General features: G+C 35.3%; 12 protein-coding genes. 4 read left to right on the top strand and 8 right to left on the bottom strand.

Annotated features, from left to right (window positions below):
• Positions 1-212 precede the first annotated feature (212 nt).
• The 5 genes from NQQ59_RS14185 to NQQ59_RS14165 form a co-directional block, all read right to left on the bottom strand.
• Complete coding sequence (locus NQQ59_RS14185) at positions 213-3542, bottom strand: glycoside hydrolase family 2 TIM barrel-domain containing protein (RefSeq protein WP_144219552.1); 3330 nt, start codon at positions 3540-3542, stop codon at positions 213-215.
• A gap of 217 nt (positions 3543-3759) precedes the next feature.
• A complete protein-coding gene (locus tag NQQ59_RS14180) occupies positions 3760-4884 on the bottom strand; it encodes a glycoside hydrolase family protein (RefSeq protein ID WP_144219551.1) in 1125 nt (374 codons plus the stop codon).
• Positions 4885-5154: 270 nt separating this feature from the next.
• Positions 5155-6837 carry a glycoside hydrolase family protein gene (locus tag NQQ59_RS14175; RefSeq protein ID WP_144219550.1) on the bottom strand — a complete coding sequence of 561 codons (1683 nt, stop codon included), beginning with the start codon at positions 6835-6837 and terminating at the stop codon, positions 5155-5157.
• 202 nt (positions 6838-7039) lie between these two features.
• Positions 7040-9226, bottom strand: coding sequence for an alpha-L-rhamnosidase-related protein (locus tag NQQ59_RS14170; RefSeq protein ID WP_144219549.1), 2187 nt, complete (start codon positions 9224-9226; stop codon positions 7040-7042).
• Between the two features lie 359 nt (positions 9227-9585).
• Entirely contained in the window at positions 9586-10404 is an 819-nt protein-coding gene (locus NQQ59_RS14165; protein WP_144219548.1) for an AraC family transcriptional regulator, read from the bottom strand.
• 100 nt (positions 10405-10504) lie between these two features.
• On the opposite strand from NQQ59_RS14165, the gene NQQ59_RS14160 reads away from it, so the two are divergent.
• Both NQQ59_RS14160 and NQQ59_RS14155 read left to right on the top strand, forming a co-directional pair.
• The gene (locus NQQ59_RS14160; protein WP_144219547.1) at positions 10505-11719 is read left to right on the top strand and encodes an MFS transporter; all 1215 of its coding nucleotides are present in this window, start codon (positions 10505-10507) and stop codon (positions 11717-11719) included.
• A gap of 349 nt (positions 11720-12068) precedes the next feature.
• Positions 12069-13439: a phosphatidylserine decarboxylase family protein gene (locus NQQ59_RS14155; RefSeq protein WP_144219546.1), complete on the top strand. Its 1371-nt coding sequence runs from the start codon at positions 12069-12071 to the stop codon at positions 13437-13439.
• 470 nt (positions 13440-13909) lie between these two features.
• Here the strand turns inward: NQQ59_RS14155 and NQQ59_RS14150 are convergent, their stop codons facing one another.
• From NQQ59_RS14150 to NQQ59_RS14140, 3 genes are all read right to left on the bottom strand, one after another.
• Positions 13910-15490: a sodium:solute symporter gene (locus NQQ59_RS14150; protein ID WP_144219545.1), complete on the bottom strand. Its 1581-nt coding sequence runs from the start codon at positions 15488-15490 to the stop codon at positions 13910-13912.
• Complete coding sequence (locus tag NQQ59_RS14145) at positions 15487-16551, bottom strand: Gfo/Idh/MocA family protein (protein WP_144219544.1); 1065 nt, start codon at positions 16549-16551, stop codon at positions 15487-15489. Before NQQ59_RS14145 ends, NQQ59_RS14150 begins: the two co-directional genes overlap by 4 nt.
• Before the next feature lie 153 nt (positions 16552-16704).
• Positions 16705-19224, bottom strand: coding sequence for an L-rhamnose mutarotase (locus NQQ59_RS14140; RefSeq protein ID WP_144219543.1), 2520 nt, complete (start codon positions 19222-19224; stop codon positions 16705-16707).
• A 445-nt stretch (positions 19225-19669) separates the two neighbouring features.
• Between NQQ59_RS14140 and NQQ59_RS14135 the strand changes: the two genes are divergently transcribed.
• Both NQQ59_RS14135 and pelA read left to right on the top strand, forming a co-directional pair.
• Positions 19670-21331 carry a glycoside hydrolase family 28 protein gene (locus tag NQQ59_RS14135; protein ID WP_144219542.1) on the top strand — a complete coding sequence of 554 codons (1662 nt, stop codon included), beginning with the start codon at positions 19670-19672 and terminating at the stop codon, positions 21329-21331.
• Between the two features lie 13 nt (positions 21332-21344).
• A complete protein-coding gene (pelA, locus tag NQQ59_RS14130) occupies positions 21345-22529 on the top strand; it encodes a pectate lyase (protein ID WP_222104896.1) in 1185 nt (394 codons plus the stop codon).
• Positions 22530-22727 lie beyond the last annotated feature (198 nt).

Genomic DNA, 22727 nt, shown 5'->3' with positions numbered 1-22727 from the left:
ATTACACAATACGTTTCCCAAGGTTGAAACCTTGGGCTATGTTTTGATAATCAGTTACTATTAAGCTTTTTTGTCATTTCGACGTAAGGAGAAATCACACTAGAAACTCCTCAAAGTTTGTCTTCAATCTATGTCGAATCCCGCGTGTGATTTCTCCTTACGTCGAAATGACAAACTATATCTTTAATTTTTACTTGTCAATTATTAATTTCTTAATACTTAAACTTCTTCAAACTACTCTCTAACTGATTTTTAGAACCGCTGAAAGGCGTTAAATAAAAACTATATTGATAATTTCCAGATTTAATCTGATATTGTTCAATTGGCTGTGCTACAATCGTCCAACTGTCATTTCCTCCTACTCCCATTTGTATTAAATCGATGTTTAGAGTTAAAAATCCTGGATCTTTTAAATCATACGTATGACTTGATGCACTTAGGTTTTCTTGTGTGTAAGGCCAAGCGCTCATGCTTAAAACTTTATTATCATCAACTACCATAAAACCTTGATTTTTCTGAGGCGTTGTCAATGCCATCCATCTTACATCACATCTATTTCCGTTTTCTTGCGGTTTTGGATAATGTTCGATAAAGTCATTAATTGGAAGCGAATATTTCCCAACAAACGAGCCAAAACTTCTGTCGCTGTAGTTTTCCAATTCCCCTTTTCCGTACCAAGAAATCTGATCGAATTTTCTTTGAACTCCCATCTGCATTCCGATTTTTGGAAGGTTTGGCAGTTTGTCTGAAGCTTTCAAACTATAATCTACTTTTATTACTCCGTCTGGACTGATGTTGTACACTACATTTACGCTTGCACTGTCTTTTATAATTTCGTAATCGCTTGTGATTTTTACTTCAGAAGCCGATTTATCGATTTTTACATTCACCAATTTTGGTTTTGCTTTATACCATTGTTTCAACAACTTTTGCGATTTCCATCCGCGTTTGTCGTTGTCTGTAAGCGGTCTTACGAAGTTAGGCAACAAAGGCGCAAAAACTTGTTCTTCACCGTTGAAAATATACGAACTCAAAGCTCCGTTTACTTTTCCAATCGTAATATCAAAAGTTTTTCCTTTGATTTTAAATTCTGAATCCGATTCTGAAATATTTAAAGCTTCTTTTTTAGCATTTAAAACTAAAGCTTCTTTCTTTTTTAACTGAAATTGATCTTCGGCAACTACATATCCTTTTGAAGCCCAAAGTTCATCTGCCGTAAGCTGAAATTCAATATTTAAAAGATATTCAGCATCGTTTTTCATTTTTGGAAGATATGCGCTGATATCTATTGTTGTCGATTGTCCTGCTTCTACTTTTAATGGTTTTAAAATTTGAGTTTTAATTACGTTTCCGTTTTCCAACACTTTTAAAACCGGAATATAACCTTCTAAAGATTTAACCGCCTGACGATTTTTAATTTCTAATTGATTTCCGTTTAAAGTTGAAATCGCTGGCTGATACACCCATTTATTCTCAAAAATCGAACCTTTCGGTTTTCCGTTAGAATCGACAATTCCTTTTGTATTAAAGTTTCCATCATGGTATTTTTCGCCAAAATCTCCACCGTGAGCAAAATAATTCTGTCCAGATCTTGAATCAAATTTTACTAAACCTTGATCTTTAAATTCCCAAATACAGCCTCCAATAACTCTTGGAAGCGAACGGAATTCATCCCATAATTCTTTTAAATTCCCAACTGAATTTCCCATTGCATGAGAATATTCAACGAAAATAATCGGACGCGTATCTTTTTTTTGATCTACTAAAAATTTTGGTGTAAAAACGCCTGGATAAAAACGGCTAACCATATCGACATACGAATCGTCCTGTGGATTTTCGAATCTATAAGCGTGATCGATTGTTTTTGGATAACGTGGATCAAGCGGATCAATATAACCGTCTAATTTTGCATTTCCTTGCGCTGGTTCGTAATGTACGGGACGCGTAATATCGAAATCGTGAACCCAACCCGACATTGCAGCGTGATTTGGTCCTTTTCCTCCTTCGTTACCCAAACTCCACATTACCACTGATGGATGGTTTTTATCGCGTTCTACCATTCTGATCATACGCTCCGTATAAGCATTTGTCCACTGTGGATCGTTGCTTAATTTACCGCCAATTCCATGAGTTTCTTGGTTCGCTTCATCCATCACCATGATTCCGTATTGATCGCATAATTCGTAGAAATAAGGATCGTTTGGATAGTGGCTCGTACGTATAAAGTTGAAATTAAACTTCTTAATCGTCGTAATATCTTGTTTGATATCTTCTCTCGTAACCGCTTTTCCTCTTGTTGGATGATGATCGTGACGGTTTACACCATACACATAAGTTTCTTTTCCGTTGATTAGCATTTTTCCGTTCTCCTTGGAGAATTCAATTGAACGGAAACCAACTTTACAGCTTTTGGCTTCTGTAACGTTTCCGTTTTTATCTTTTATCGAAATCACCATCGTGTATAAATTCGGTTCTTCTGAACTCCATTTTTTTGGATTTTTAATGTTTTCTTGGAAGAATCCAAAGCGAACATTGTCTAAACGAGGATAACTTTCATTAATCAAATCAATCACAGGTCTTTGAAGTGGTTCTTTGAACATTGCCGTATTATTGGCATCGTACAACTGAACATTCATCGTATAATCTTTGATTTTTTCTCCTGTAAGATTTTCTACTTTTGGTCTCAGTTTGAAAATCGCGTCTTTGTATTCTTTGTCCAATTTGGTTTGAAAAAAGAAATCTTGAATACGTAATTTTGGTTCAGCCATAATGAAAACTTCTCGCTGGATTCCGCTCATGCGCCAGTGATCCTGATCTTCTAAATAAGAACCATCTGTCCAACGAATTACGCGAACTGAAACTACATTTTCGCCTGCTTTCAAATAAGGCGTAACATCAAATTCAGAAGGTAGAAAACTGTCTTCTCCGTATCCTAAAAATTCTCCGTTTAACCAAACTTCAAAACCTGAACTTACGGCTCCGAAATGCAAAGTAACTGTCATATCTTTCCAGTTTTCCGGAACGGTAAAACTTCTTTGGTAAGAACCAACCCCGTTATAATCTTTAGGAATATAAGGCGGATTTATAGGTCTAAATGGATAAACGGCACTTTTGTAAATTGGGTTATCATACCCTTTCATTTCCCAGTTGGAAGGCACTTCGATTTTATCCCAACCTGAAACGGTGTTTTTATAGAAATCTTTAGAAGCTAAATTTAAATTTACTGCATATTTAAAGTTCCAATCGCCATTCAGCATTTGGATTCGGCTTTTGGTTCTGTCGCCTTTTAAAGCGTCTTCAACACTTGCATACGAATACGAAGTCGCTCTAGATGGCTGTCTGTTGATACTTGTAATCGTTGGATCTTCCCACGGCGCAAATTCATATTTTTTGTGAAGTTCTGGAACTCCTGCTGGCTCTCCTGTTACGGATTGGGACTGTATTGTGTAAGATGTTAATAGGAAGATGTAAAATGTGAATACTGATTTTGGTATCGAAAATCGAAATCTTGAAAAGTGATTATTTTGAATTGGTTGAAACATTATTTTATTTTTAGTTTTATTTGTCATTTCGAGGAACGAGAAATCGCACTAGAAATTCCGCAACTATAATCGACAATCTTTGTGGTTACGAGTGTGATTTCTCGTTCCTCGAAATGACAAAACTGTGTCTTTATTTATCTTTGTAATTAAACCTGACAGGTTTTAAAAACCTGTCAGGTTTAAAACGTACTATATCTTAATTCTTTGTACTTTGTACTTAATTCTTCTTTTTCTTCTCCGGCGGAGCTACAAAATTCAATTTGCTTTTTCCTAAATCTTTCGAAGTTGCTATCGCGATTCCTCTTTGCTCTGCTTTGTTAACAGCACAATAGAAATGATACACAACACCATCATGTTTCACCACAAATGATTTATGTGCAAACATATCATCGTAAGGTTCAGATGATTTTACTAAATCGTCGCCTTTCCAATCGGTCCAGTTTACTAAATCATTTGAAACGGCGAAACGATTAAATGCACCTTGATTCCAACCTGTCCAGAAAGCTCCGAAATAAAACATTACCCAAGTATCATTAATACGCTGAATATAAGCATCTCCAGAAATTCCTTTATGATGATTGATTAAAGGTTTATTACCATAACGCTCCCAATGTTTCATATCGTTTGATACTGCCATAGCAATGCGTTCAGCACCTTTCGCTGGATTGATACTATCTCCACGGGCATTGTAATACATGATAAAATTGTGTCCTGTCAATTTATCTTTATCACGAATTACACTGTTTTTATACATTGTGCTATTATCCCACCATTTAGCGTCTTTGTCTTTTGGCGTTAAAACTGGACTTTCTAATCTTTGAAATTCATGTGGTTTTGTTGGCGCTTCTTTCGTATAAGCCATTCCGATTGATAGAACTCCTGCTTCGTACCCTTTGCTGTCTCCACCAAAATAACTCATCCAGTATTTATCATCGTATTTTTCCCATTCGTAGCTTCCGCCCCAAGTCATGTCTTGCAACGAAATATATCCTGCTTTTTGGTTGACATCCCAGTGTTTTTCATTTTCTGAAAACGACATCACTTTTCCTAGATATTTCCAGTCTAAAAGATTATCACTTTCTGCTAACCAAGTTTCATAACCTCTTCCATCATAAATTAAATATGTCATGTACCATTTTCCGTCTTTTCTAAAAACACTCGGGCAATCCATTTTATAAGAGTTGTCCGTTGGCACCATCACCAAACCGTATTTATAAGGCGTTTTTACTTCTTCGTAAATTTCCTGCATTACGTTGTCGGTAATTTCTCTTTTCTTGTATTTGGTTGCACAGCTTGTTATGGCAAGCGCTGAAATGGTTAGGATTAGATACTTAATTTTCATTTTTTGGTTATGTTTTGTTTGCTTTTGCCACGAAGGCGATATCCCGATAGCTATCGGGACTAAGTTTATTTTTTCTTTGTGACTTTATGTCTTTGCGAGATTAATTTTTAAGTTTAGTTTTTTTAGCTCTCGCAAAGTCGCTAAGGCGCAAAGTATTTTATATTTTTTGTTTCACGCAGATTTAAAAGGATTTATGCAGATTTAATTTGGATTTTTTTTATATAAATAATCTGTTTTGATCTGCTAAAATCTCATAAAATCTGCGTGAAATTATTTTTTCAATTCTTTTAACTTCGACTCCATTACATCTTTGTTCAATTTGACTTTTACCATTCCTGTTGGATGAAATCTTCTTTTTAAATCGATTGCATTATAAACTATCGTATAAACGTCATTTCCTTCTGGGATTAAGCAAAGTGGTGTTCTCATAATATCCCACCATTTGTCTACTTTGGTTTCGATTGGCAAATAATGTGCTTCTGCCCAATTAACGCCATCTGCTGATAATGAATATGCAATCATATTTGGTAAATGATGTCCCCAGCCGTCTGGGCCTCCGTCGAAAATTGCGATATACAGACCGTTTGGTAATTGACTCACAATTGGATTTTCAACAAAAAGTGGATGCATGGTTTTAATCGGTTCCAAACCTTTATTCATTCTCAACCACGGACCTTCTAAACTTTTGGATTCGGCTAAAGCCACAAACCAGCCTTTTCCTGATTTCTTAGGATAATCTGCCCAAGAATTAAATGGATACGCACCGCTGTAAAATCCGAAATATTTGTCGCCAACTTGGTATGGAAAAAAAGAAGCCACACCTTGACGACCTTCCCAAGGTTGAGAATCCAATCCTGGTTCCATAATGATACCCAAATCTTTATAAGGACCACCGATTCCATTGATTCCTTCAACAGTCGATTCGCAACGCCAAATTCTTCCGAATGAGTGATTTGGTTCTATTTCTTTACTAACGGTATACGCTAAATAATAGCCATACCATTTGTTTGCTTTTTCATTGAAAACAGGCATATATGACCAAATTGCAGCACGACGATCGTTCATCGGATTATCATCTTCAGTTACGGCATAAGTTCCACTTGCTTGATAGATGGTAGATTCTCTTTTCCAATGAATAGCATCCTTACTTGTCCAATGTCCAATTTTAGTTTTTACACGATCGTAGTAATAATCAACACCTTTTTCACCTGCTCTTTCCGTTGGAAACATATGATACGTATTACCCACTTTTACTACACGTCCACCTTCAAAACCTCCTTGGATTCCATCAGTTCCAGACATTCCTTCATCAATAACGGGTTTGTTTTCTCCGCCTATAACTTCGAAAAGCGGTTTTTCATCTGAAAATCCTTCTACAATAAATGTTGGATTCCATAATTTTCCGTCTGGTAGTTCGGCATTTCTTGATTTTAGATTTTCAGAAGCTTTTACAACTCCTAAAATCGCAAATAAACCTTTTCCTTGTGGATTTATAGTTTGAGTTCCTTTTGGAAATGAAAGTGCATAAACATTTACTGGAGGTAATCCTGTAATGGTAACTCCATTTTCTAAAACTAATTTAGCATCTTTGAAATTTTCTAGTTGACAATAATCTGCATTTTTATCTTGAAAAACGCCTATTAAAACCGTAACTGGTTCTTTAAACTTCAATTGTAGCGGAGCATTACTTCCGTTTTTATATTTATCTAAAGGAAGTTCAATTCCGGTCAATCCTTGCAATTCTGGAGCTAAACGAACAATATTGTGTTTGCTTCCTGAAAAAACATGAGCGTATTGAGCTGTTTTGAACGTTTTGTAATTTGATTTTACGATTTCAAATGAAGCTGGTTTCCATGCGTTTTGGGCTGTTACTGAAAATTGTAAGCAGATCGTAAACAATGCTAAAAAAGCAGTTTTTAATTTGAAATTGGTTTTTGTGTTTTTTGAAAACATTGGTTTTTATTTTTTATTGATTTCAGCATTTCCACAATCTTGTCATTTCGACATAGGAGAAATCTTCGCGAGAAACTCTACAACGATTGGTGACATTCTGTGCGGAGCTACTTGTGGAGATTTCTCGTTCCTCGAAATGACAAATTGAACGTTATAAACTATGCGCTAATCACTAATTACTAAGAGCTAATTACTAAGAACTTTAAATCGCTTTATAACTCACGATATACTCCACATTCGGTTTTACAACCAACTGATATTTATTTTTTGTTAATTCTGTAATTGTTCCAGAGTTTGATTTTGGTTTGCTTGCACTTTTGAAAATTAATTTTCCTTCTCCTTCGCCTGCTTTTACTTTAATTTCTTTCGTACTGCAATACACAGCAACTTCTCCGCTTGGTGTTGGGACTTTTCCTTCCATCCATTTTAAACCGCCTAAATTTGGTTTGATTTCATATTCTGAATATCCTGGAGCGGTTGGTTTCACACCTAAATAATATTTACCTAATAAATAAATCGGACTAGCTCCCCAAGCGTGGCAAAGGCTTTTCCCGTAAGGGCGACCATACATTTCTAAATGATCTTTTCCGCTTTGTTTTGGATCGTATTTTTCCCAAAATGATGTTGCGCCAAGATTTAACATTCCGCCCCAATAGTCACGAATTTCATTTAAAACAAATTTCTGTTCGTCCATGGCGCACAACGCTTCTAACTCATAAAAACGCATGTACGGTGTTGTAATTTGAAGAACATCTTTATTTAACAACACTTTATTTTTTACACTTTGTTTTTGTTCTTCCGTAAAATAATTGAAGAAAATACCGAACATATTAGCGTATCTGGTTACAATATTCTGCATTTTTCCGTCGATACGCTGATGTTTCATCACGTTTTCTTTCTTATCCCAAAACACATCAAATAGACTGGTTTTTAAATCAGCGGCTAATTTTTGATATTGTTTTTGATCTTCATTTTTACCAGCGATTTCAGCACTAACAGCCATGGCTTCTAAACTTCTTGCTAAAAGCATTTGCTCAAAACTAACTTCGCCTGTTTTTGGTAATCCGTCTGCCCAATCAATGAAAACCCAGTCACCTTCTAACGGTTCTAAGAATCCGTTTTTGTTTCTTCTTTCTAAACAGAAATCCATCAGCGACTTCATTCTTGGATAATAGGTTTTGATGAATTTCGTATCGCCTGTATGTAAGTAGTAATCATAAACACCCACAAACCAATACAGCGAATAATCCATAATGATATTTACATGAGCCGTTACAGGATCTTTTCCACGAAGCGCTGACATTGTTCGTTCTACAGAAGGCGAATCAAAGAATAAATAATAATTCATTAAGTAACTTTGATACGCATCACCAGACCAAACCCAACGGTCGCGTTTAATTCCATCAATAAAAAATTCGCGAGATGTTAAATGCATCGTGTAAGCTGACACATCCCAAATTTTATTCAATAATTGATCTGAAGATTTGAATGCACCACGATAATCTAATGGCAAATATTCGTAGAGCATGGAAATAGAATCGTATTTTACACCTGCACCTGCTTGAACCTGAACATAACGAAATGCTTTTGATCCGTCGTGTGTATAAGTTTCAGACTGTTTTCCATCAAAAGATAAATGATCTAAAGTTTCACATTTCGCAGAATCCAAAGCTTCTTCGCGAGCTTCTCCGTAATAAAGCGCTACTTTACCTTTTCCTTTTAAACCATGAATTTTGATGTAACCAAAAGTTTCTTTTCCAAAATCTACCAATTCACCACCTGCTATTTTTTCTGTTTTTTTTGCACTTAGAGGTTTTGTTGTTAATTTAAATTCCGAAGGTTTATTTTCTGCCGAATCAAAATTCCAAGAACCAACAGGAACCCAAGGCGTACCCGATTGTTGTGCTTTTCCAGCTTCATCAATCCAAAGTTTATCTTCGTTGGTTACTTTCCAAGAAGCATTAGATTTCACGTATTGACCAGAAATATAAATAGCTGGCAAAACTTCCTGATTGTAAACTTTAAATGAAATTTTATGTTTTCCAGCAGGAATTGTAATCGATTTAGGCTGTCCGTAAATTTGAACGCCATCTAAAAGTAATTGAAAAGGTCCCTCTGAGAAAATTTTGACCTGATCTGGTTTTGGAATATCTACTTCGGTTTGAAAAGTTACCAAAGCATAAGGGCTATAATATTGCCAAAGTGGCGGAAAAACGGCTTCGCGTTCTGTGCGTCTTACTTGCATTTTGTTGCTTAACCAAACTTCGAAATCGCCTGGGTACCAAATCCATGTCGCTTCTTTTGATTTCTCTTGCGCTGACAAAGAATCGGAAGGACAGAAAATAATAAGAACCAATAAAAGTTTAAAAATGGAAAAGCGGTTTAGCATAGTAAGTGTATTTTGGGACTAAAGATAAGTGTTATCTTTACATTTGACAACCTGTACTATCCTGCTATTTCATAAAAAACACTACTTTTTGATAATTTTTTAAGGGAAAAATTATGGGTTATCACTTTTTTAGTATTAAAAAAAATGATGTCGCGATTTTTATGGAACGCAGATGAAACTGATTCGCTTATTGCGAAGACGCTGATGAAAACGGATTTCTTTTTTTGTTCATCATCAATAGCTTTGTCAAAGCTAAAAACTTTGACAAAGCTTCCTACGTTGATATAATTAAAATCCGCACAAATCCGCGTCTTTACGAAGTAAATCCGTTTCATCCGCGTTCTAATCGAGCAAATGATCTAAGCAATCATCTTTTCAGATTCATTTTCGTCTTCTAAAATATAGTTAGAAGGCGTTGTTCCTAAATGCTTCTTAAACATAAAAATAAAAGCACTCGCCGTTTCATAGCCTAAATCTAAAGCGATTTCTTTTATAGATTGTTTTTCGCCTAATCTTTTAATCGCTTCCAGTAATTTCATTCGAGTACGCCAATCGCTGAAATTCATCCCTAATTCTTTTATGAACAAGCGCGATAAAGTTCGACTGCTCATAAAAGAAAGTTCGGCATAATAATCAATCGTTTGTTTGCTCGAAACATCGCTCATTAAAAGTTCCACTACTTTCTGCAGTCTTTCATCATTTGTAGTTGGCAAAAAAGTGGCGCTTGGCGTAATTAAAGCTAATTCATCCAAAAAAACATAAATGATTCGTCGTTGCGAATCTGATAAGTTTCCACTTGTTCCAAAAGAAATTATTTTGAAAACCAATTGCTTTAAAAACATCGGAATATCAAACGAAAAACTATTTTCTGGTAATCCAGCAATTGCAGAAGGATCGATAAAAACACTGTAATAATTTACGTCTTTCTGAAAAGTAACCTGATGTTCTACTCCGCTTGGAATCCAAAGGCCTTGTAACGGATTTACAACCCAAATATTATTTCCTACCACAACGTTCATTACACCACGTGTCGCGTAGATTAATTGCCCTCTTGGGTGTGAATGCGAAATACACATCTCATTGGTTACCGTCTCCGTATAACCTATAACTGGGATTGAGGAATCTACCTTATATCCAAAATCTGTTGCTACCCTATATGTCCGATATTGACTATTCATTGTCCAAATATAGCAATTTTGACATTCTTATTTATTTCAATTTTGTAAAAAATTAGTGCCACTATAATTTCTAAAATTAAAATTAATCTAAAAACAACTCATGGAAACCGTTAAAGTACAACCAGAAGTAATAAAAAAAACGACGTATTCGATACTTTTTATAATCAGCTTTTCGCATTTAATTAATGACCTTTTACAAGCTGTTGTTCCGTCAATTTATCCACTTATCAAAGACAATTTCGGACTGAGCTTTACTCAAATCGGAATCATCACTTTTACTTACCAAATCGTAGCTTCTATCCTGCAGCCGTTTGTTGGAATGTATACCGATAAAAATTCTAAACCCTATTCGCTAATTATCGGAATGTGTTTTACAATGACTGGATTATTCCTAGTTTCAATTGCTACTAGTTTTGTTTTCTTGCTGTTATCAGTAAGTTTAATCGGAATTGGATCTTCTATTTTCCATCCAGAATCTTCTCGTGTAGCGCATTTGGCTTCGGGTGGTAAAAAAGGATTGGCACAATCTATCTTTCAATTAGGAGGAAACGCAGGAAGCGCCATCGGACCTTTATTAGCCGCTTTTATCATTATTCCAAACGGACAAAGTTATGTAGCTTGGTTTTGTATTATTGCTTTAATTGGCGTTTTTACTTTGTACAGAATTGCGATTTGGTACACAGAACATTTATCTGAAAGAAATGCGAATAAAGCAGCGATGAAAATCGAAACACACCATTTATCTAAAAACCGTGTCATTGTTTCATTAGTGATTCTATTGATTTTGATTTTCTCTAAATACTTCTACATGAGCAGTATTACGAGTTATTATACTTTCTTTTTGATTGATAAATTCCATATTTCAATTCAGCAGTCACAAGTATACTTATTCTTGTTCTCTGGCGCTGTTGCCGCAGGAACTTTAATCGGTGGACCAATTGGAGACCGTTTTGGAAGAAAATATGTAATCTGGGTTTCAATCCTTGGAGTTGCGCCGTTTACTTTGATGTTGCCTTACGTTTCTTTATTCTGGGTTGGAACTTTATCTGTAATTATCGGATTGATTCTTTCTTCTGCTTTCTCTGCAATTTTGGTTTACGCAACAGAATTAATGCCCGGAAAAGTTGGATTAGTAGCTGGTCTTTTCTTCGGATTTGCTTTCGGAATGGGCGGATTAGGTTCTGCTGTTTTAGGAAAAATCGCCGATGCAACGAGTATAGAATATGTATTTAAAATTTGTGCGTTCTTGCCGTTAATTGGTGTTATTACTGGGTTCTTACCGAATATTGAAGGGAGAAAAAAGACTGAGAAATAATTTAATCTCGCAAAGACACAAAGTCGCAAAGTTTTTTAATAAAATTCAAATTAATTGTATCCAACTTTAGCTGGATGAAAATTAATAAAAAGCTTAAAAGGCTTTAGCCGAACTACACGTTTTTTGGCTAAAGCCTTTTTCTATTCTTGCTTTGTACCTCCAGTTAAAACTGGAGGCAATTCATAAAAAAAAACATTTCATTTAAATAAAAATTTTCCTATACCGAAAGTTTTTGGTTTCCTAACTATAATACTGGCTTTTCATAACACAAAAACAGGCTTTCGTAACTAATTAAAATTTTCAAATTATTTTCTGAAATACCTTAGTTATTAATTTAACCTAAAAAATTATGGAAACAACTACATTTATCAAAGCAAAGCAATTATTGGGAAGCTGGTTACCCCAAGACCCGCAAATTATTGAAAATTGGACACAGAAAATTAGGAAGTTTACCAAAAAATATCCAACATTCCTTATTCCTGAAATTGCCGAATTTCAAAATCTAGTATATTCAGACCCTGTTTTGTATGCGAATGTGCAGGGAATGTTTGCCGAAGCTCATTTTCTAAAAAAACAAACTCCTTTGGATTGGGAACCTGAGCCTATGACTTTTGAAGATTTTCTTTATTTACTAAACGGAATCATGAGAACTGCTCCAGAAGCTTATCAAACTGGTGCTCCCGGAAATCAAACTCCTGCAGGTATGATTGGTTTTCCAATTAATGCCCTTTTAGCGTGGCCAATGGCAACCAGTTTTGGTTACGATGTTTTTTCAAATGCATTGGTTAATCAACAATTAAAAAAAATATTAAAGTACTGGTCTAAGTTCTTGACTTCAGAAGATTCTAGATATGTTTTAATAGACAATGATGCTTCAGAAAACGTAATTGCATGGTTGAGCGAATTAGCACAATCTGAAATGATGCAGGTTGCTAAAGGTGCTTTAGGTTTAGAACCAAATCCAATTCCTGCCAATGCTACATTTTCTGATGTTTTTCAGTCCAATCCTTCAGATCCGTATTACGGATTTAAAAGCTGGGATGATTTTTTTACCAGATTGTTTTGTACAAATGTACGTCCTGTAACTGCACCTAATGACGATTCGATTATTGTAAACGCTTGTGAATCGGCGCCTTTGCAAGTGGCTAAAAATGTGGCTTTGTCAGATCAATTTTGGTTAAAAGGACAGCCGTATTCGTTAGAAAACATGATGAATTTTGATGAATTAGCACCTCAGTTTGGTGGAGGAACAGTTTATCAGGCTTTTTTGAGTGCTTTGAGCTACCATCGCTGGCATAGTCCTGTAAACGGTAGAATCGTAAAAACCGAAATTGTAAACGGTACTTATTATTTAGAAAATCTATATCAAGGTTTCTACAATCCAGAAGGACCCGATTCGAGTGCGCCTAACAATTCACAGCCTTTTTTAACAGCAGTTGCCACCAAAGCGCTTATATTTATTGAGGCAGATAATCCAGCGATTGGACTTATGTGCGTAATACCTGTGGGTATGGCAGAGGTTTCAAGCTGTCAAATAACAGTTAAAGCCGGCGACATTGTAAAGAAAGGTGACGAACTGGGAATGTTTCATTTTGGAGGTTCAACACATTGCCTGATTTTTAGACCGGGTGTTAATTTAGATTTCACTACTTATGAAAACCAAGGTTTGGATGCTCCTAATAATATTCGTGTAAACACACAAATAGCAAGAGTGTTTTAGAAAGAGTCTTAGACAATAAAATGGTTTCATTTTTATGGACACACAAAGCTATTTTAAGTAGTATAATTCAATTGCATCCAGCTTTAGCTGGATGACAGATTGATGCAAAGCTCAAAAGGCCTTAGCCAAACTGATTTTTTTTGGCTAAAGCCTTTTTCTATTCTTGCTTTATACCTCCAGTTAAAACTGGAGGCAATTCATAAAAAAACAGATAGTTTTCTAGATTGAAAATTATCTGTTTTTTATTTATAATCCTTTTCAGAACATAGCTCAAGGTTTCAACCTTGGGAAACGCATTATTGCGGATTTGTATTGCGTTCCCAAGGTTGAAACCTTCAGCTATGTTTTAGGTTCTTTGCTAAAAAGAACTTATTTTTTTAATCTCGCAAAGTCGCGAAGTCGCAGAGTTTTTTGAATTAAAACTTTGCGACTTCGCGACTTTGCGAGCAATTTTTAATTTCTTTGAATTATTAATTGAAATTGAAAATTAGATATAAAACAAAGATTGTCAATCCCAGTAATCCAAACAACAACTTCACTTTCTTACTAGTTTTAGGAATATCAGTTTCATCTGAAACATTAACCTCAGGATTTTTATCCACTAAAGAAATAATTACCGCAGCAATTAAAAGCACCGCAAAAATGTAAAACGAAATCAACAAAAAGTGAGGCCAAACTGGGTATTTATCGGCTGGGAAAATCCATAAATATAAAACTCCAACAAATAAACTAAAAGCAGAACCCCAAGAAAGAGTTGCATTTACGGCTTTTTTAGTGGTGCGTTTCCAGAAAACACTCAAAAGGAACACAACAGATAACGAAGGCGCCAAGAAACCTAAAACCGCCTGAAAAATGTTGAATAAATTCTGTCCTTTGATATTGTCAATTGCAACCGCAATCAAGATCGCAAATACACAACCTGCAGCAATAGTTAAACGACCAATTCTAATTTGATCTTTAATAGTCGCTGTCGGATTGATTTTCTTCACATAAATATCATTCGTAAAAACGGTGCTCAAAGCGTTAAGCGAAGAACCAATTGTTCCTACCAAAACGGCAATCATTACACAGATTACCAAACCGTTCATTCCGCTTGGGAAAAGGTTTGTAACCATTGTCATATAAGCCAAATCGGAGTTGCTTCCTAATTCCGGATATAAAGCGTAGCACAAAATTCCAGGTAAAATAAATAACGGAAGTGCCATTACTTTCAGCCATCCAATAAAGTTTACTCCAAGTTGTCCTTGTTCTAGATTTTTAGCTCCTAAAACACTCTGCACCATCGATTGATCGGTACAGAAAAAAGCAACTGCAGCAACTGGATATCCTAATAAAATAGCCGGCCACGGATAACTTGCATCATCTGAAGGGCGAACTAAATTCCAAAAATTAGATGGTGTTTTTACTGCTAAAGCTTCGATTCCGCCAACCTTTTGCAATCCTAAATACGAAAGTGTTAATGAAACGACAATCAACAGAATCATCTGAAAAACGTTTACTTTAGCAATCGCTTTTAATCCTCCTGCAAAAGTGAAAATTCCAGAGAAAATCACTAAAACGGTAACGCTCTGCCACATTGGAATTCCTAGAATCTGACGCACTAAAACGCCTCCGCTGAATAATCCTAAAGACAACCAGCTTACCAAGATTTTTACCAAAGCGTACCAAGCTAAAATGTTTTGTGTACTGTCGCCGTAACGTTTTCCCATATATTCGGGCATGGTGCTTACTTTACTCGCAATATAACGCGGTGCAAAAACCATCGCCAAAAGCAGTAAAAAGACAAAGGCATACCATTCAAAATTTCCTGCTACAATTCCCGTTGCATAACCAATACTCGCAAAGGCTAATAAAGACGACGGACCAACATTGGTTCCCCACATATTAAACCCGATGCTGTACCAGTTTAATGAATTTCCAGCCAAGAAAAGCGTTTCGTCTTTCTTTCTCTGCTTGACACTTACCACATAACCAATGATTAATAATGCGACTAAATAACCAGCCACAATTACAAAATCAAGTGTTGTTAATTTATCGTAGATACTGTTCATAGTCCGTATTCGTTAAGAATATCGACAATTTTAACCGGCATTCCAGTTTGCAGCGATTTGTCCATTGCTTGTAATAAAGCTACAGTTCCAATTCCTTCTTCCATATTTGGATACGCTTCGAAACCTTGTTCGATACTGTCTACAAAATATTCTAAATAATTTTGATATTCTCCACCATGATGACTTTGTCCTTCAAAACGGAAATAATATTTTAAAGTGCTATCACCCCAAGTAACCACTTTTTCTTCACCTGTTTTATCTGTAACCGCATAACGCAATTCATGATAATCGGCCTGACTTGCTCCTTCTGTTGCTCTTAAAATGGTACTCATTCCGCTGTCGCGTTGGGCAGGCTGCGTTGGTGATGTATAAACGCCACTTACACGTGCAATTCTTCCGTCAGTTGCTTTGAAAATAAAGTGCATCGTATCCTCATTTTTCAATCCAGCCGATTGTCCGTTAGCACTTATCATTCCGTAACCCATTACTTCCTGAATATTTGGCAAATACCATCTGATAAAATCTACAGGATGGCTCAAACCTCCGTACAACCATTTAAAAGATTGCAATAAAGACCATTCTTTCTTTAAAAACCATCTGTGATCGGCGTGATATTGTGCTTCAATTGTAATTAAATCTCCAATTAATCCCGCTTCGTAATCGGCTCTTTGTCTTTTGGCTGGTTCGAAAAAACGCGAACTTTGTCCTATGAAAACCTTTTTTCCTGTTGATTTACTTAATTCTAAAAGCTCTTTCGCATCAGATAAATCATCGATGAACGGTTTTGTACAAACGACATGTTTTCCACTTAATAACGCTTGTTTTACGTGTTGAGCGTGCAAATGATCTGGCGTATAAATCGCGATAATATCAATTGATTCATCGTTTAGTAAATCATCGTAATTGGTGGTGTACGAATGAAAATCGAATTCTTTTGCTCTCTGCTTGCAGATTTCTTCGTTTCTGTCACACACTTTTACAAGTTCTAATTTTGAACTTTCTAAAGCCGCCGACATTGTGCTTCGTCCTTCTCCAAGTCCCAGAATGGCTATTTTTAACATGGGGTTAGTTATTTTAGATTGTTAGTTTTTTTTCGCCACGAATTCACGAATTTTCTTTTTATATACTTTATCTAATATTATTCATTCGAATTAATTCGAAAAAAAAATCGCAAAGATTTTAAAAAAGAAAATTCGTGAATTCGTGGCTATCTTTTATTTTTTTGCTTCTACTTCTACTTTGTTTAAGAAAATCCAAGTTTCATCTGGTTTTGTGCCATCGATTCCGCTTTGGTATTTTTTCATTAAAGCATTCCAGTCGTCTACGCGAGGATTATTTTGTGTTGTTTTCGGATTTAGTTTATCCAGATTTTCACCTTTCGGAATACTGATTACCAAGATTAGTTGTCTGTCTTTTTTGAAAACTTGCAATTGCTGAAAATCGGCGTTACAGAAACCTTTTGCAACTTCTGGCCATTTCTCAAATTGCGTTTTGTGATATTCTACATATTCTTTCTGCAGTTTTTCATCGGCAGGAAGATTCGCAGTTAAAACAATATTTTCCCAATCTGATGCTGGTTTAGAATCTTTACATCTTTCGAAGTTTTGGAAATCGTAAACTAAATCTTCATAGATTTTAATTTCTAAAGAAGGAAAAGCTCCTGCCAGTTTTCGTTTTGTTCTTTCCGGCTGATTCATTTTTCCGTAAATCACCAAATGATTTTTCCATTGGTACAATTCCTGCCCCACAATTCTGAATCCTGTCAAAGTCGATTTGATTTTTTCGATGTCAAAATCAGAACCTATCAATTCGATTGCGTATGGTTTTGGCATTTCCTGCAATCCCCATTTTTCGTCGATTACAACTTCTTTTTCTAAATCTTTGTAAGGCGCTCTAATTCCGGCATCATCTTTAATTTTTGTGCTTACATACGGATCGTTGTGTTCCCAGATATTTCCTTTTGGACCGTTATGATTTTTTAAGATTTTCTTTTCAGCAATCCAGTTATTTTTAATCGTAAAACCTTCAGAACCTTCATCGGTATACAAATACAACCATAAAAACGGGTCGTGTGCATACGGACTGTTGTAAACCTTGTCAATATAATTTTCTTCAATTCGGCTTCCTGGCTGTGCAGAAAGCGTGTAGATTCCAGCTACATCGTGTAAATGTTTTGCGTAATGATGAATTTTATTTCCTAAAATTTTGTTGTTCTGCATCACGTTTGGCGTGTGTGTCCAACCCCATCCCATTGCCATTCCAGAATACGATACATCTGAAATTTCGTTGTGTTCAATCGTAATATTTCGAACAAAACCAGCGCTGATTCCTAAAGTTCCCCAATCTTCATTGGTTACGTTTGTTATTAAGTTATCAGCAATTATTTCATCAGAACACATTTCTCTTTCATCTTTTATGATTAAAGGCAAATGCGCTTCAAAAGCTTCTTCCGAAAAAATCCCAACATTAATAGCGCTTCCGCCAATATCTTTAAATAAATTTCCTTTTATTGTATTGTGATTTGTTCCTTTATTTAAATCCAAACCAGTCGAAGCCAAATGCTCAAAACGGCAGGATTCAAACTGAATATTATTCGAATAATTGACTTCAACTGCTGCACGAGGTCTTCCAACCCAAGCTTGATTTTCTAGATTCGCCTGATTTGGAGTTCCCGGCTGTTTCAATTTATAAGCGTCTAACAAATACAAACCTGATTGCAACGGCACGTGACCTTGCTGCGAAGGACGAAGCCAGTTGCTGTATTGAAACGAAATTCCTTTAAATCTGAAATGATGCACAGGAGAATCGATTGTTCCTTTTACTTCAACCAAATTTTCTAAAACTGGAGCAGTAATTGTTACTGAATTAATCTCTTCACCAGCTCTTGGAATATAATAGATTTTAGCATTTTTCTTGTCTAAATACCATTCTCCAGGTTCGTTTAAAAGTGAAAAAGCATTGTTTAAGAAGTAAGCAGAGTTTCCATTGTTTTTAGAAATCCACGGTGCAGGCCAAGGATGTTCGCTTTGAATACGGCTTTCTGGTTCTTCAAACGAAAGTTTTGCACTGTCTTTTTTTACTTCAATATTTTTGATACGCAAGTTGGCATTCGACCACCATTGTACAATAAACATTTCCATTCCCGGTTCATACTTAACAGATTTATCTTTAAACGGAATCCAACACGTTTGCTCTTCGTGATTCCATGATAAAATACGTTCCATTGTGGTTCCAGCAGTATTTTTGGCTCTTACAGCTTTTTTACCATTAACCCATAATTGTCTGTAATCGATAATGCTTCCTGCTTTTTTTGGAGCATCAGCTACCCAAACAGCACCTTTTTTAAGTCCGTTGATAACAGTAGTTGATTTTGTCCAGTTTTTGATTTCAATTCCGCCGCTGATTATTGGTTTTGCATTTGCATCGGCTTCAATTGTAGTCGGGCTTTCTGCTGTTCCAGAATCTTCAGGTCTTACAAACAAAGGTTCGTTTAAGTAATACGTTCCGTTCATTACTATAATTCTAATTCCGTCTTTTACTGATGCATCTTTTAAACGACGAAGTTCTCTGGCTTTTCTCATTGCCATATGAACTGTTGCCAGTGGACTTTCTTTTGTTCCCGAATTTTTGTCATTTCCTTTTGGAGAAACCCAGATTTCAGCGGCACTCATCGAAAATGAAGTGAGGATTAACAAAAAGACAACGAATATTTTAGTAACTGAATTTAAACGCATTATTTAGATTTTTGATTTTTTTCTTGGAATAAAATTACGAGGCATTTAATTAAAAGAGTATTTATTTTACAAATAAATGTATTTTTAACACTTTTACCAAATAATTCGTCTAATATAAAGGAACATAAAATTACGACCATCCTGTACCCTCCTGTATTCTTTAGACATAGAACGTTTTTTGATGATATTAAAAACTTCTTTAGCAAAAATTAATTTATCTTTTTGATTCCAACTAATTGGTAAAAAAATCAATTTCATAAAAAATCTGTTATAATTTAATCAAAATTATAGTTTCGTAATATTTTTTTAATAGATTTGTGTAATCGATTACATTATTAATTTATTGTTATTTATTGAAAAAATTATTCATCAAATAAAAAAACTTCAAATTAAAAATTGACTTTACATCAACTATCATTAAAAAAATAACCAAAATAGAATTAGAATGAAAACTAACTTAACTAACTTTTTTTGCACAGCCCTAAGCGTTTTGGCATTGAGTTTCTGTAATCCAATTACCGCCCAAAAAGCAAATGACTACAATGTCGAGTTTACTATGTCTAAAATTAATGAACCTGTTATTCCTAATAACACTGTAAACATTAAAGATTTTGGAGCAGTAAATGGCGGATATGTATTAAATACAAAAGCATTTGCAGATGCCATTGATGCTGTTTCAAAAAAAGGTGGCGGAAAAGTGATAATTCCTCCAGGAATCTGGCTTACGGGCCCAATCATTCTAAAAAGCAATATCGAATTGCATGCTGAAAGAGGCGCTTTGATTAAATTCTCTACTGATAAATCACTTTATCCGCTTATAGAAACCAACTTTGAAGGATTAAATACATGGAGATGTATCTCTCCTATTTATGGTAAAAACCTTGAAAACATTGCTTTTACCGGAAATGGTGTTTGGGATGGCTCTGGAGAAGTTTGGAGACAGGTTAAAAAAGGTAAATTGACAGAAAGCCAGTGGAAAAAAGTAATATCTCAAGGCGGTGTTTTAAATAAAGAGAAAACGAGCTGGTATCCATCTGAGACTTTTATGAATGCTTCTAAAGGTGCCGATCAAAATGTTCGTCCTGATTTGAAAACAAAAGAAGAATTTGAAACGATTCATGATTTTCTTCGCCCTGTAATGGTGAGTATTCAAAACAGTAAAAGAGTTTTATTTGACGGTCCTGTTTTTCAAAATTCACCTGCTTGGAACATACACCCTTTTATGGTCGAAGATTTAATTGTGAGAAATACAACAGTACGTAACCCTTGGTATTCTCAAAATGGAGATGGTCTTGATGTGGAATGTTGCAAAAATGTATTGGTTGAAAACTCAAGTTTTGATGTGGGAGATGATGCCATCTGTATCAAATCTGGAAAAGACAAAGATGGACGCGAAAGAGGTGTTCCATGCGAAAATATTATTGTGAGAAACAATATCGTATACCACGGTCACGGTGGTGTAACAGTTGGCAGCGAAATGTCTGGTGGTGTAAAAAACCTTCACGTTTCAAACTGTACTTTTATGGGAACTGATGTTGGTTTACGTTTTAAAAGTGCCCGAGGAAGAGGTGGTGTTGTAGAAAATATCTTTATTTCTGATGTTTTTATGACTGATATTCCTTCTCAAGCTATTTCTTTCAATTTGTATTATGGAGGAAAATCTATTGCTGAAACTTTAGAAGAAGGTGGAGATAAAATCGTTAACAAAGCAATGCCTGTTACAGTTGAAACCCCTCAATTTAAAAATATTTCAATTAAAAACATTACCATTAAAGGTGCTCAGCAAGCTGTCTTTTTACAAGGTCTTCCTGAAATGAATTTAGAAAATATAGAAATTTCAAACCTAACGGCTACAGCAGAAAAAGGCTTTTCTATTATTGATGCTAATAAAATCAAAATTGAAAATGTAAAACTAGATGTACAAGCTAAAAATGCATTTGAGATTTACAATGCTCAAAACCTTTCTCTAAAGAATGTAGAATTTAAACCTACTTCTGCAAATACCATTACAATTAACGGTGGAGTAACTAAAAATGTCGATTTAAGTGGTTTATCTAAAACGACTACGGTTGGAAAAGATGTTCCTAAGAAAGCGGTAAAATTCTAAAATCTGAATTGATATGTTCAAAGTAAATTCCGCGATGAGTTCAAAATTGCTTTTATCAGCTTTTTGTACACTTTCATTTGTATGTTCGAATGCACAATCAAATGAAATCAGTACAAAACCTTTTACAGACGGCACCAATCATTGGTATTTTATTAAAGACAAAACCAATATCATAAATCCAATCCCAAATCAGCCGAAATATGCTGAAACGGATTATGCTAAAATCGCCGATAATATTCTGTATTTCCAACGTGATAATGGTGGATGGCCGAAGAATTATGATATGAAAGCCATCTTGACGCCACAACAGATTGATAGTGTCGTTAAAACAAAATACATTGAACATACGACTTTTGATAATGAAACAACTTACACACACATTCATTATTTAGCGCAAGTTTACACGCTTACAAAAGATTCTAAATATAAAGATGGCTGTCTACGCGGAATTAATTTTACTTTAAAAGCGCAATATTCAAATGGTGGCTGGCCACAATATTTTCCTTTAGAAAAAGGCTACAGCCGTCATATTACTTTTAATGATGGAGCTTATATGGGAATCATGAATCTCTTTAAAAAGATTGTAAACAATGATCCAGATTATGCTTTTATTGATGTCAAAACCAGAAAAAAAGTAGCGAAGTCTTACGAAAAGGGTTTGGAATGTATTTTAGAAATGCAGATTAAAGACAATGGACAACTGACAGCATGGTGCCAACAGCATGACGAAATAACGCTTCAACCTGCTTGGGCGCGTAAGTTTGAACCGCCAAGCATCTGTAATGCAGAAAGCGTTGATATTGTTTTGTTTTTAATGGACATTAATAATCCGAATCAAAAAGTTATTAATGCGGTGCAAAGTGCTGTAAAATGGTTTCAAGATTCTAAAATTTACAACACAAGAGTTGAAAGTTTTGAAGCTCCAGAAATGGATTCTAAATACAAGAAAATCAAAAATGATGTGAGAGTTGTAAATGATCCATCAGCACCTCCGATTTGGACGCGTTATTATGAATTAAAAACTCACAGGCCTTTATTCAGTGATCGCGACAGCGAGTTTTTGTATTCACTCGCAGAAGTAAGTCGTGAACGAAGAACGGGTTACGCTTGGTATACGGATAAACCTGAAAAAGCTTTGAAGAAATATCCAGAATGGCAGAAAAAATGGGCGCCTAATGCGGATGTTTTGAAGAAGTAAAATATTAGCTCTAAAATTTTTAGCCACAGATTACAGGATTAAAAGGATTTAAAAAAATTCATGAAATCCTTTAATCTGTGGCTATTTTTTTTGTCATTTTGAAAACATAGCCCATGGTTTCAACCATGGGAACGCAACGTTTTCCAATCTTTGTCTCCCCATGGTTGAAACCATGGACTATGTCTGATCGTGTCATTT

The sequence above is a fragment of the Flavobacterium panacis genome, assembly GCF_024649945.1.
Lineage (GTDB): Bacteria > Bacteroidota > Bacteroidia > Flavobacteriales > Flavobacteriaceae > Flavobacterium > Flavobacterium panacis.
The sequence above is the reverse complement of the archived record's forward strand: the minus strand, read 5'-3'. Positions and strand labels throughout refer to the sequence as shown.

What these genes read in the sequence shown, in the direction of transcription:
- NQQ59_RS14165 (WP_144219548.1), bottom strand. Translation starts at nt 10,404, where the DNA reads ATGAATAGTCAATATCGGACATATAGGGTAGCAACAGATTTTGGATAT.
- NQQ59_RS14140 (WP_144219543.1), bottom strand. Translation starts at nt 19,224, where the DNA reads ATGCGTTTAAATTCAGTTACTAAAATATTCGTTGTCTTTTTGTTAATC.
- NQQ59_RS14155 (WP_144219546.1), top strand. Translation starts at nt 12,069, where the DNA reads ATGGAAACAACTACATTTATCAAAGCAAAGCAATTATTGGGAAGCTGG.
- pelA (WP_222104896.1), top strand. Translation starts at nt 21,345, where the DNA reads ATGTTCAAAGTAAATTCCGCGATGAGTTCAAAATTGCTTTTATCAGCT.
- NQQ59_RS14150 (WP_144219545.1), bottom strand. Translation starts at nt 15,490, where the DNA reads ATGAACAGTATCTACGATAAATTAACAACACTTGATTTTGTAATTGTG.
- NQQ59_RS14160 (WP_144219547.1), top strand. Translation starts at nt 10,505, where the DNA reads ATGGAAACCGTTAAAGTACAACCAGAAGTAATAAAAAAAACGACGTAT.
- NQQ59_RS14180 (WP_144219551.1), bottom strand. Translation starts at nt 4,884, where the DNA reads ATGAAAATTAAGTATCTAATCCTAACCATTTCAGCGCTTGCCATAACA.
- NQQ59_RS14185 (WP_144219552.1), bottom strand. Translation starts at nt 3,542, where the DNA reads ATGTTTCAACCAATTCAAAATAATCACTTTTCAAGATTTCGATTTTCG.
- NQQ59_RS14135 (WP_144219542.1), top strand. Translation starts at nt 19,670, where the DNA reads ATGAAAACTAACTTAACTAACTTTTTTTGCACAGCCCTAAGCGTTTTG.
- NQQ59_RS14170 (WP_144219549.1), bottom strand. Translation starts at nt 9,226, where the DNA reads ATGCTAAACCGCTTTTCCATTTTTAAACTTTTATTGGTTCTTATTATT.
- NQQ59_RS14145 (WP_144219544.1), bottom strand. Translation starts at nt 16,551, where the DNA reads ATGTTAAAAATAGCCATTCTGGGACTTGGAGAAGGACGAAGCACAATG.
- NQQ59_RS14175 (WP_144219550.1), bottom strand. Translation starts at nt 6,837, where the DNA reads ATGTTTTCAAAAAACACAAAAACCAATTTCAAATTAAAAACTGCTTTT.